8 protein-coding genes are annotated in these 11,968 nt (G+C 29.9%); 4 read left to right on the forward strand and 4 right to left on the reverse strand.

Annotated elements, in window-relative coordinates; genetic code table 11:
• Positions 1 to 97: 97 nt before the first annotated feature.
• The 4 genes from FFS26_RS08670 (at position 98) to FFS26_RS08685 (ending at position 6,161) form a co-directional block, all read left to right on the forward strand.
• Positions 98 to 367, forward strand: coding sequence for a helix-turn-helix transcriptional regulator (locus FFS26_RS08670; protein WP_137904845.1), 270 nt, complete (start codon positions 98 to 100; stop codon positions 365 to 367).
• 1 nt (position 368) lies between these two features.
• The gene (locus tag FFS26_RS08675) at positions 369 to 1,490 is read left to right on the forward strand and encodes a hypothetical protein (protein ID WP_137904846.1); all 1,122 of its coding nucleotides are present in this window, start codon (positions 369 to 371) and stop codon (positions 1,488 to 1,490) included.
• Positions 1,491 to 1,905: 415 nt separating this feature from the next.
• Positions 1,906 to 3,552, forward strand: a complete 1,647-nt coding sequence (locus tag FFS26_RS08680; RefSeq protein ID WP_171006272.1) for a hypothetical protein — start codon at positions 1,906 to 1,908, stop codon at positions 3,550 to 3,552.
• A 2-nt stretch (positions 3,553 to 3,554) separates the two neighbouring features.
• Positions 3,555 to 6,161 (forward strand): AAA-like domain-containing protein, encoded by a 2,607-nt coding sequence (locus tag FFS26_RS08685; RefSeq protein WP_137904848.1) that lies wholly within the window; start codon positions 3,555 to 3,557, stop codon positions 6,159 to 6,161.
• Positions 6,162 to 6,320: 159 nt separating this feature from the next.
• Here the strand turns inward: FFS26_RS08685 and FFS26_RS08690 are convergent, their stop codons facing one another.
• Genes FFS26_RS08690 through FFS26_RS22465 form a run of 4 tightly spaced genes read right to left on the reverse strand, consistent with a single transcriptional unit; the run spans position 6,321 to position 11,826 of the window.
• Positions 6,321 to 7,172 carry a thiopeptide-type bacteriocin biosynthesis protein gene (locus FFS26_RS08690; RefSeq protein ID WP_137904849.1) on the reverse strand — a complete coding sequence of 284 codons (852 nt, stop codon included), beginning with the start codon at positions 7,170 to 7,172 and terminating at the stop codon, positions 6,321 to 6,323.
• A gap of 5 nt (positions 7,173 to 7,177) precedes the next feature.
• Positions 7,178 to 9,373, reverse strand: a complete 2,196-nt coding sequence (locus FFS26_RS08695) for a lantibiotic dehydratase family protein (RefSeq protein ID WP_137904850.1) — start codon at positions 9,371 to 9,373, stop codon at positions 7,178 to 7,180.
• Positions 9,373 to 11,598: a CocE/NonD family hydrolase gene (locus FFS26_RS08700; RefSeq protein ID WP_110009613.1), complete on the reverse strand. Its 2,226-nt coding sequence runs from the start codon at positions 11,596 to 11,598 to the stop codon at positions 9,373 to 9,375. Before FFS26_RS08700 ends, FFS26_RS08695 begins: the two co-directional genes overlap by 1 nt.
• A 57-nt stretch (positions 11,599 to 11,655) precedes the next feature.
• Complete coding sequence (locus tag FFS26_RS22465) at positions 11,656 to 11,826, reverse strand: hypothetical protein (protein WP_171006273.1); 171 nt, start codon at positions 11,824 to 11,826, stop codon at positions 11,656 to 11,658.
• Between the last annotated feature and the right edge of the window lie 142 nt (positions 11,827 to 11,968).

Below are 11,968 nucleotides of genomic sequence, written 5' to 3' on the forward strand. Positions count from 1 at the left end.
TGTTTTAACTTTTCTTAGAAAAACTTTAACAAAAAATTAACGCAATTTTCATCATTTTACTTTTGTTTCCCTGCTATGATATAAGAAACCATTCAAAATGAAATTACTGAAAGAAAGACGGTTTCTATTTTTACTGAACCGTACTAACAAGCTTAAAAAAAGAATAGCAGTACTAGAGTCTTTAGCATTAGAGAACATTAAATCAAAAGAAATTTTGACTGTAGAAGAGACGTTGGAGTTATTCAATATGAGTCGATCAACATTTGATCGATTAAGAAAAAAAGGTTTTAGAGTTTCTCAGCCCAATAGGAACGGGAAGATTTATGTTAATAGAGCAGAACTGGAAAAATTTTTACAAAAAAAGTAGTATGGTAGATTTAATTAAATTTTATCTTGAAAATGTATTGCTAAGCGATTATATCTTAGCAACAAAATTTATAAAAATAAGAGAGGAAGGTGGATTTGAAATTTTTAAAGCTGACCCTGATGTGATTTCTTTTTTGTCCCAAAAGGTAAAAGCTGAAAACTGTAAACCAAAGTCTGAAATTGTAGTTCAACAAGAAAATATTATCAAAAAGCTGTCATACAAGAATAAGTTTATCAGTTTTAAAAGAAAATTGAACGCAAAAGAAGGAAGATTGTCGGTTTGTCAAAACATAAGAAAAGACTTTATCCGCATCAAAAATTTAAATCCATTTACTGACCTCAATTATTTGAATTTTGTTGAAATAATCGAAATGTATGCGCAAGAGTTCGGGATTGAAAAAGAAAAATTCTGGAAGGCAAAAATTACTCAGGTGGAATTGGGGGTAAATATCAGATTTAATATGAATATAGCTTCTATTATGAGTAGTGTTTCAAGAATGAAAGGTATGGAAAATACGCTGCGAATAGGAAATACTGTTAACTTTAAAAATCAGAAATATGAAGTCTCTGTATATGATAAATTAGAAAGAGAATCTCAACAAAATGAAGTTTTCAAAAACGCAAGCAAGGTAAGAAGAAAGCATTTGGTGAAAAAAATCTCAAAGAATAATAGCTTTGTTAGGATTGAGTTGAGAGTGAAGCGGGTTAGTCAATTTAATCGAGCTTCCATAAAAAATAAAATACAGACTCTGGAATCTATCAGGAAAAATTTTCATTCGTTGGGTAACGAATTATACAAACTTTTTGTTAATATCTCCTTTGTAAATGAAATTTCGCCAGATATTGCTCAGGGTCTTTTAAAGTCTCAGTTAAATAGCAAGAGCGCAAAAACTTTTGATGAATATCTGAAATTTCTAGGATTGAAATATTTTGGAGTTAAAAAGTTTATTGAGTTCGCATCTCCGATCTTGAATACAAATAATAGAAATAAATATCTTGCAAGTTTGGAAGATATTTACAATCAATATAAAAGAGATAATGATTTTGTGAAAAAAGAGTTTCATCGAAAATTGTCAGCAAGGATCAATAAACTCGCCGTGCCTGCTATTTCAAGTAGTAACTAAGGTTAATATATCTCTAAAAACTATTACTACTAATATACAAGGTATACAGGAAGGTGTAAATGATGGCAAGTAAAAAGCATCTGATGAATCCAAGAAAAATATAATAAGCTTATTCTTTTGGTGTTCCTTACGAACTAATGGTTTCTTACTAAGAAAAATGTCGGAGAATCGTGGAAATGTACCGTTTCATGCCTTTTAATATTTAACGTGAGTTTATCTTCGATTCTGATGGTTAAAGATAATTTAATGCTTGGAATGAATGTAAAATTCAATCTAAGAATATCGAAGGATAGTTATCAAGCTCAAAATTTATTGTACAATTCATTATATGTTAGTAAAATATTGACAATCATTTAATATTAAAGCAAAACGATTTATATATTTGTATAATTAACTTGAAAAATAAATGCAAATCTTGGAACTAGATAATGAAAGCGAATTTCAACAATCCTCTTTATATAAAGAATTACAATTCAATAGTATTAAATATTTAATTGATAAAGATCTTTTTTTACTGGTAACTGCTACTGATCTTGAAACTGAAAATCTTCACAAATTTTTATTACCGTTCCCAGATTTTGATAAGATAATTAAGTGTTATCAGGGTAATCTAACTTATTATTTTGGAGTATTTGGAAAATATAAAGTTGTTCATGTTCAGTGCACTATGGGCTCAATTGCTCCATCGAGTTCAATAGCTACTGTAAACGAAGCTTTGAGTGTTTTTTCCTCAAAAGCTGTGATTATGATTGGAATTGCTTTTGGAATAGATAATAAAAAACAAAATATAGGAGATGTATTGGTGGCGGAATCAATTTTACCATATAATTCTAAAAGAGTAGGTAGCGATCATGAGATACACAGAGGAAGTGAAATTCTTTCTGGGCCAATTCTTTTGAATAGATTTAGAAGTGTGAAGGATTGGCAGTACTTACTTAAAGATAGTGTTAAGGCAGAGATTCTTTTTTCAAAAATAATGTCGGGAGAGGAGTTAATTGACAATTTTGAGCATCGAGAAAAGCTTAAGAGTACATATCCTGATTCTAAAGGTGGTGAAATGGAAGGAGCGGGGTTGTATTCTGCTTGTCACTCAAAAAAAGTAGAATGTATCTTAGTAAAAGGAATTTGTGATTTTGCAGATGGAGAAAAAGGAAAGAATAAAAAGAATAATCAGGATTCGGCTATGTTATCAGCAATTAGCCTATGCCTAAATTTATTCAATTCAGAAACTGCCTTTTCTAGTCTCGGTATAGAGCCTTATAAAGAGAAAAGAGCTGAAATACTTGAGGTGAAAGATGTTTTATTTGAATTTTACGATCAAAAGCATGAAAGATTTTATGTAGAAAGAGATAATGACTTGAAGTTTGCTGCTATTCTGAGTCAATTTGGAGCTTGGATTTGTGGACCTAGTGGATGTGGTAAATCAAATCTAATAATCAGAAATCTGATAAAGCATAATAAAGATTTTGTACAAGTCGATCTAAGTCCAAGAATTGGCGCAAGTATTGAGAAATTTTTTGAAGAAATTTTACATGTAATACTTCAAAAAAATGGTAAAGATCTTCAGATGCCAATTAGTTTTGATGATTGTCTTAAACGTATAATTTCTATATTAGAGGAATGCTATTCAAATAAAGAGGTAATAATTTTTATTGAAGAAATACCCATCAGTGAAGATTTGGAACAACAAGAATTTGCGCAGAAATTATTTGCTTTGCTTATTTCAAAAAATTTAAAAGAAAATTTATCAGGAGTTAAATTTTTTCTATCAAGTATAGATAATCCTAAAAAATTTATCACTCCTTTTCAGAAAAAAATTCATCAGCAAATTTCTTTTTTAGAACTTGAATATTGGGATGGAAAGGATATGCTTTTATTAATAGATGTTTTATTTACTGCTCTAAATATAAATTTAGAACAAAGTTTAATAGATGAGATTTTACTTCGTTCAAAAGGTTCTCCAAGATTTGTTAAAAAATTTGTAAGAACTATTCTTGCAATTGATAAATATGATGCAGAGACAGTGAAATTTTATTTAGGTGAAGTTGAAAGAGAATTTTAAAAATGGAAAAAGTATTAAAACCTTATACGATTGTTCCAGATCACTTATATGTTCAGCGTGATGCAGATAAACAGGTTGCAACGATTATTTCAGATATGGGTAGACCTGGCTATGTTTTAGTCTCACGGCAAATGGGTAAAACTAATTTGCTACTAAATGCTAAATCAAAATTAGAAAAACCCGAAGATGCTTTTATATATGTAGATTTATCTAATGTATTTGAAACACCTAGAGCTTGTTTTGAAAATATTATTGATACAGCATTAGATTCACATTCAGAAAAATTTCTGCATTCTGCAAAAAAAATTATCGAACAACGAAATTTAATAGGTGATTTGCCTCCTCATAGACAGCATATTAACGAACTTAAAATTCTAATAGATTCTTTGAATGGAGGTAAGTTAGTTATTATTTTGGATGAAATTGATGCTTTGACAAAAACTGATTATTCTGATCAAATATTTTCTCAGATAAGAAGTATGTACTTTTCAGCCCGTGTTAACAACAAAATTTTTAATAATTTAACTTATTTATTATCTGGAGTTGTTGAGCCCACAGAAATAATAAAGGATCCAAAGGTATCGCCATTTAATATTGGTGAAAAAATATATCTAAATGATTTTTCAAAAGATGAGTTTTTAGATTTTTTGGATATTGCAAATCTTAAATTAGATAGTGATTCAATCGATAGAATATATTATTGGACTCATGGACATCCTAGAATGTCTTGGGATGTTTGTTCTGAAGTTGAAAATGCTTTAGCAAATGAAAAATGTTCTGTTGAGCTTATCGATAAACTTGTACATAATTTATATCTTAAATCTTTTGATAAAGCACCAATTGATAACATTCGAGAGATAGTAACAAAGGATAAAGAGTTAAGAAACTCTATCGTTGAGATATCATATGGAAATGGAAAAGTTATTTCGGATAAGCTAAAAAGCAAACTGTATTTATCAGGTATAATTAACTACGATGATAAAAATGTTATTATTAAAAATCAAATAATTGCAGAATCCTTAAATTTAGATTGGATTAGATTAATTGATGAGAAAGAAAAAGGATTTGTTAAGGCAGCGGTAGAATATATTGATCAAGAAAATTATCATGAAGCACTAATAGCTTTTGAAAAATACCTAGAAGATAATGAATTTAGCAAAGATGAAAGCTCTATGTACTACTATTATATTGGGATGGCAGCGTATAGAACTAATAATTTTCAGAAAGCATCTCACTATTTAAGTAAATCTGAATTTGATAAAGTAGAAGAAAATAAATGGTATTATAATCTTCATCTTCTAAGAGGCATAGTATATTATTATCGTAAGATGATTGATGAGAGTTTGAATGAGCTTAAAGTAGTAATTGATGGTAAAAAGAATGATGAGGTATTTATGCGAGCTCTCCTAAATTATGGAAGTTTTTCGCTATCATCTGATAATGATGAGCAAAAATTAGAAGCTAGGGAAATTTTCACAGCAATTATTGAAGAAGATCTACCTGAAAAGATTAGAGATAACGAAAACTTTGTAAACCAGTTAAAAAGTGTTGCTTATTTTAATTTGGGAATAATCGCTAGACAAAACGGGGAAGAAGTACTTGCAAGAGAAAATTATTATAAAGCTTATGAGATTAATAACAAACAAAGACCGAGTATTATTATAGCATTAATAAAACTAGTTGAAGATAGTAATGAGAAATTGAAGCTTGCAGATGAGTTAGTAAATTTGATTATTGAAGGAAAAATAAAACCTTCTGCTGTTAACCCTGAAATGCCTTTAGAATTTAATTATGATGATTTTAAAGAATTGATTTTAGAAACTTTTTCACTTTCTGCAAAAGATCTTTATAATAAGTTAGTTCCGTATAGCACATTGTTAGGTAAGGATTCTGTTGCTGAAAATTTGTATAATATTGCGCTAGATCTTATGCAAAATAATCAGGATAGGGATATTTCTATAGAATTGTTATTAGATATTTATGAAAACAGAGAAAATATAGCATATAATCTTCAAGAAAAAACGAAAATTGAAATTATCAAGATTTTAGCTTATGTTCTTGATTATAGGAAATATAATTATTTATTCACTGATTATGAAACTTTTATAAAGAATAACCTTATCACTGATTTTAATTTTTTTGATTTTGGGATTTTTCATAAAATACTTCATGAGTTAATTGAAGATAAAGCTTATGATAAAGCGTTGGAATTAGTAGAAAAGATAAAATCTATTAAGAAAGATGTAAATGAAGACTTCCATGAATATTATTTATTGATATACCATCATGAGTTAAATATTTTATCTTATATAGATAAAACTGACAAGGCTGTAAATACGGCCAAAGAAATCTTATTACAAGCGAAACTTTTTGCAGATAAGCCTAGTTTAGATTTATTATTGAATACATCAAATAGGAATATAATTAAAAGAAATGCTGAAAAATTCTTATTTGTCAAAACCAATCATGTTGAAATTAGATCACCAAAAAGGAAGTATGGCAGGAATGATAGAGTTAAAGTTTTATATAGGAACGGACATACTGAGTTTATAAAATTTAAAAAAATAGAATTTCTTTTGCAAAAGGGTGAATGTATAATTATTGATTAAAATTTAAAAATCCCCTAAAACGCCCCCTTTGAAAATTGCAATGCTTGAAAGTACTATAAATAAAAGGAAAAATAAAAAATATTCGAGCCCAGGTGGGACCACAGAAAAACAACCGCTTACGTTACGTGAGCGGTTGTTTATTTTTTACAAAATTCAAATTTATTTTTTCAGAGAATGGGTTCTGTTTGTTTTATAAAGACGGAATAAGTGATCATAAACCACCATCTCAAATAATCTTTGATGGGAGATAAACAATCGGTTAATATGCATATGAAAAACACTTTTGAAGAAATCTTTTGGTTTTATTTTTAATACATTGTCATTTTCCAATTTTGAAAGTTCTTCAGGCTTTAATTCAATTTCAATGATATTACTTTTTATTAAATTTCTGATTTCTTCATATTCCTTAGAGGTAATAAATTCAAAGTAATGAGGATAAAACTCATTATACTTTTTCTTTAACTGATTATTTAAGTTCTTATCTGCATTGAATTCTGATTTGAAAGCATTTTCAGAACGCTTTGCAAACTCTATTTTCTCTTCAGGAGACAGGTTGAATGCTGATAAAATTTGATCTATATAAAATAAAGAAGTAATGATCTTTTCTTCATCACTGTATTCCAGAAAGTTTAAAATCAATTGACTGCTTTTAAAAAAGAGGTCTTCCGCGTATTCTATCGTGTTTTCACCGTAACGTTCAAGCTCTCTTGAGTAGGTATCCATAATGATAGAAGCGACTTCTCCCGATTCCAGATAGTCCTTAAATAAGGAATTGATCATTCCCAGGATCATACTACAGGCAGTTATATTTTTAAGGTTTAATCTTATTCTCAGGTGGGGTTTAGGATCGTTATATCGTATAAAAAACCACTGATCAATAAGGTTTTGAATTTGTAATTGTTCAACTAATGGTTCTATAACTTCCTGTAAAATAGTATCTGAAGTTTTGATGCCGGTGTAAACTTTGAAATAAAGCCATTCACTTCCCGGATGAAATTTTCTGGTTATCATCTTATTTATAGATCTTTATAAAGAGAGAAAACGAATTGATGAATATAATCTGACTGATCATTATACAGGAACTCCTCAATAAAAATTAGTTTCTCATTTTTTACGGATGATAAAAACATTTGAATTAAATCGTAATTTTTCAGGTCGACCGCCAGTGTATTATCTCCTTTTACCCACTGTATCCATTGTGGAATTTGTTTTAATTTTCTCCACTCTTCAATATTTTGAAACAGAAGATCTTTTTTACCAGATTGAAGAATGGAATCAAAATAATGAATTTGTTCAGGATCAATTTTCCACTGTGCTTTAGACAAAATGATATTTTGATATTCAACTCTTGGCAGGAAATCATAGATTTGTGATAAACCACCCCAGCTAAATGATAAATAAGGTTTTACATTCTGGTTATTATAATCGCATAAAAAATGGTAGACAGGTAAAGAGTTGTTTAAATAATTATGGGCATTCGTAAGATGAGGAATAATTTCTTTATTGTGCTTCTTTGACCTTAGAAATAACTGGCTATTCTTTATGGACAGGTACAAGTCTTCCACAAAAATTTGATTGTCTTTTTCTAATGCAGAGCCCGCCAGATAAGGAATTTCATATTCCCTTATAGAAGGTCTTCTGATCACATTTCCAATTCTGGATTCGGGTAAGTGTACAATTTCTGCTAAAATTTTGTCCGGATTAAGTTCCTGTTCTTTTTCAGCAATGGCTTTCACCAAATCTTTTATAGATGATTTTTCTGAACAGAATCTGCCCAATAATTTTCCGGCATTTCCACCGGCAGATTTTAAAAATAATTTTTCCTGCTGATTTTCTGAAATGATTTCAGCCATAACGGACAATGTATCTGGCAGTTGATTCCACTGTTCCTCAAAACCATTAAAATCATCATCAGTTAAATGTATTACATGATCTTTATTCCAATAAGCTTTTTGTAATTTACGATTGAGAATAATTTGTACCGGATTAAGATTTACCTGAATTTCTTTTTTCTGATTAGAATAGGGCAGGATTAAATCTTCAATATAAGGATGAACTCCTTTGGCCAGAATATCTTGTAAATAGCCAATTCCTATTTCCGGATCTAAAGCATAAGATAATGGAACTTCTTCATTATCAAATCTTTCATAAAAGGCTTTTTTGAATTTTTCTAAAGCAGATTCTTTGTAAGGAACAGCAATTTTATTCAGAAAAGAGATTCCTTTCTTCAGTTCTTTTTTCCATTGATAGGATAAATTTGTTTCATCCTCAAAATAAAGATCTGTCTGAAAAAGATATTTCTTTTCATATTGTACATTCAGCTTTTTGATGAGTTCCTCAATTTCAGAATATGCTTCTGCCGTATTTCCAAAATGTAAATCAAGTTCACTGATCTTGTTTTTAATAGCCACTAAAATATCTTTTTCCTGATATCTGCCAATTTTGTTTAGCATGTAAATTAATCGTTCCAGAAAATCTCCTCCCGAAACTGTAGGATTAATTTCACTTATCAAAACCTGATTTCCGATAAGCTCATCAATAAATTCCCGGGCTTCTTCAAAAGATATATCTTCATGAACGAGAAAGGTGGCAAGCTGGTCAATTGTTTTACCGGTTTCTGAAAATTGTAGTATAAGTTCCAACTCTTTGGAAAATGGAGCGGAAGAAATAATGTAATCTCTTTTTCCTCCTGTATTTTCATATTCTACAAAGCGAATTTTATTTCCAACCCTATGAATACTGTTGTTAGGAAAAAAAGAGATGCTATTTTTAATGGCCGGAATTAAAAGAAGCTGCTCTGATAGCGCTACTAAAAAATGCATATCCAGCTTTGTATCTCTTACTTTTGTAGGCTCTGAGAATATCGGAAATAGAGTCTCTTTTTCAAATTTTCCAGTACTTACTCCTGAAAATAAACCAAATGGGGTACAGCGGGTACTTGAGCGGTTATAATATTTTAATAATGAAATCTTTGTTTTTTCATTTGGCAAATTAGACGTTGTATGTTCACGATCCATCAATTTCTCTATCTCATCATATAAGGAAAGAGAAGCTAAATAAATAGCTTCTCTAAAAATTGTATGGTTGCAATATTTTTCTAAAGATCCCTTGGTGATGTTTTCACCAGAGAAATGATCCTGAAATTCTTTGTAGGAAAAAATTGGAGATCTGACAACAAATGTGTCAAAAAACTGAAATGGAAAACGTGGCATTAATTAATTGAAATAGGAATTTCTATAAAACTGTTATTGTAAAATTTTATTTCCATAGGAACTGCAGCATCCTTGATGGTTTCTTCGCTTACTTCTTTTCCTGTTCCATAATTGATCTGCATAAGCGGATTTTTTATAGCTCCTAATACTAAAACCAGTTTACTTCCTTTTTCCATTTTTTTACTTACAAATTCATTGTTGGTAACAGTGATACTTGTTTCTTTGTTCTCACGCAGCAATTTTCTTTTCTCTGAGCTTTTAGCATAGCTTGCTCTTCCATAATAGGTGGATAACAGAAAATATTTACCTTCTTTGGTCTTTTCATAAAGTTTCATATATACATCAACATCCTTTTTATTAACAGATAATTTCAGATTACCCACAAAATTTCCTGTAAATTCTACCGGTTTTTCAAATGGCTCTGATGAAAATACAACGGCGTCTGGACTGTAAATTTTACTATCCAGCACGTTATCTTTTTGCTTAAAAAGCTCATCTGCATTGGTACGATCTTTTAAATCTACCGTAAGCGGTGTGAAGTCTTTATCTCTATCTTTTGCTGAAGAAAGCTGATGTTGGCTTGTGATATAGAATTTTAATTTATTTTTATCAAAATTATCAATGCTTGAGGTACTTCTCCATTCATTGGTTCCCATTACCTGATAATTAATTTTATCTTTTAAGAAAGCTGGTTTTAATTTACCCTTCAGAATATAATCAAACCATTCCATTGTTATATTTGCGATATCCATATTGGCTTCAGAATCAATAGTATATCCTTTTAGATTATTTTTGATATAACCCTGAGCTCCCGAATGATCATAGGGCCCGATAATCAAATAATGATTAGCATTTTTGTTGTATTTATAGTGATTTCTGAAATAGTATAACGCTCCCAGCTGATCAGAATCATAATATCCTGTAATGGTTAAAACCGGGATGTTGATATTAGAGTATTCCTTGTTATAAGGAATCATTTTCTGCCAATAGCTGTCGAATGCCGGATGCTTTAACCAGCGCTGAAATATGATATTTTTTTTACCGGCAATAGAATCCAACTTGTTAAATGCCTCACCACCTTCATACCATTTTTTAAAAACAGAATTCCAATGATCTTCGTCTTTGAATCCCGCATCAAGCATTTTATTATTGGTAACATAGTTAATCCAACGAAGAGAATAAGAGGCAAAGATGTTATTATTCATGGGGAAATCTACTACGCCAATTCCTACAGAGGCCTGTGGAATAATAGTTTTTAGAGCCGGATGAACATTTTTAGCTGCTGCCCATTGGCTGAATCCCAGATAACTGCCTCCGATCATTCCTACTTTGCCATTGCTCCAGGGCTGTTTTGTAATCCAGTCAATGACCTTATTAATATCTTCCTGCTCATGCTCAAAAGGTTCTATGGCAGCGTTACTCGTATATTTTCCTCTGGGATATATGTAAACAGAATGATAACCATAGCTTGCCTGTACTTTTTGATCATTCGCATCTTCTGCATCAGGATAGATGGAATTGACCAGGATGGTAGATTCCGGACTAGCTAATTTTTTATTTAAAACAACCCTTATACTAATTTCATTATTGATTAATAAACTGTCTTTTACCTCAAAGTTCCTGGAGTCGAGTTCTTTTAAATAATTTTTAGCAATATCAAATGTAGGTCCTGTTATATATGAGTTATAACTTCTGCATAATTGTAAAGCTTTTTTCAGATCTACGCTGTCTTTGTTCTCAAAATCATTTTTAAGAGTAGCCAGAATTTCCTTTTTTGTTTTCTCGGTATCACCATTGAAATAGCGGGGAAGTATGATCTGTGTTTTTATAGGCAGACTTTCATATTTTTTGAGAAATTCTTCTTTATATTTTTCCTGAAAATTTTTGTGCGAATTTTTATTTTTTTGAGCATTTATGTAAATTTCATACTGTGTTCCCATGGCGTAAGAAATAATGGGATTACTTTTTCTGTAAACACTACGTACTGAATCTAGCTGACTTAAAGCAGTATCATAGTTTTGTGCTGCCATACTTACTCTGAAAAGATTATCATACTTTACCGCCTTGTCTTTTTCTTTATAATTCTTTTGTATTTCAGAATTTAAATAAGAAATTAAAGGCTGCAGTTTTTCAATATTGTATTCATTAAAATGTTTAATACTTATTTTCTGAGAAAAAGAAATATTGAATGTAATGAAAAAAGATAGGGCTAACAGGTACTTCATAAAAATAAAAAATCAGTAATTTTTCTCAAAATTACTGATAAAATGTTAAAATTGTCATTAATTTTTTACTGTCACATCTAGAGTATCTAATGTTTTGTCTAAGACCGTATCATTACCACCATTCAAAAGCATTTGATCACCTCCTCCGGAGCTAATCCCTCCTTTTATTTTAGACATTTGAACTTTGTTTAGGGATAATCTTTTTTCTGTTTTTTTAATTTTTTTCACTGCTGAAGTAATTTTAAGATTTTTAAATAAATTGAAGTACAAAGGAAATTCTATTCCTGTAAATAAAGAATTTATATATACCGAAATTGATAAATTTCGGTGAGATTTACATGTAAAATATTAATTTTTAACAGTTTGTAAT

The sequence above is a fragment of the Chryseobacterium sp. 2VB genome (assembly GCF_005503635.1).
GTDB lineage: Bacteria > Bacteroidota > Bacteroidia > Flavobacteriales > Weeksellaceae > Chryseobacterium > Chryseobacterium cupriresistens.

Bases quoted from the DNA above. Each gene is read 5' to 3' on its own strand.
- FFS26_RS08690 (WP_137904849.1), bottom strand. From the start codon at position 7,172: ATGATAACCAGAAAATTTCATCCGGGAAGTGAATGGCTTTATTTCAAA.
- FFS26_RS08670 (WP_137904845.1), top strand. From the start codon at position 98: ATGAAATTACTGAAAGAAAGACGGTTTCTATTTTTACTGAACCGTACT.
- FFS26_RS08700 (WP_110009613.1), bottom strand. From the start codon at position 11,598: ATGAAGTACCTGTTAGCCCTATCTTTTTTCATTACATTCAATATTTCT.
- FFS26_RS08695 (WP_137904850.1), bottom strand. From the start codon at position 9,373: ATGCCACGTTTTCCATTTCAGTTTTTTGACACATTTGTTGTCAGATCT.
- FFS26_RS08675 (WP_137904846.1), top strand. From the start codon at position 369: ATGGTAGATTTAATTAAATTTTATCTTGAAAATGTATTGCTAAGCGAT.
- FFS26_RS08685 (WP_137904848.1), top strand. From the start codon at position 3,555: ATGGAAAAAGTATTAAAACCTTATACGATTGTTCCAGATCACTTATAT.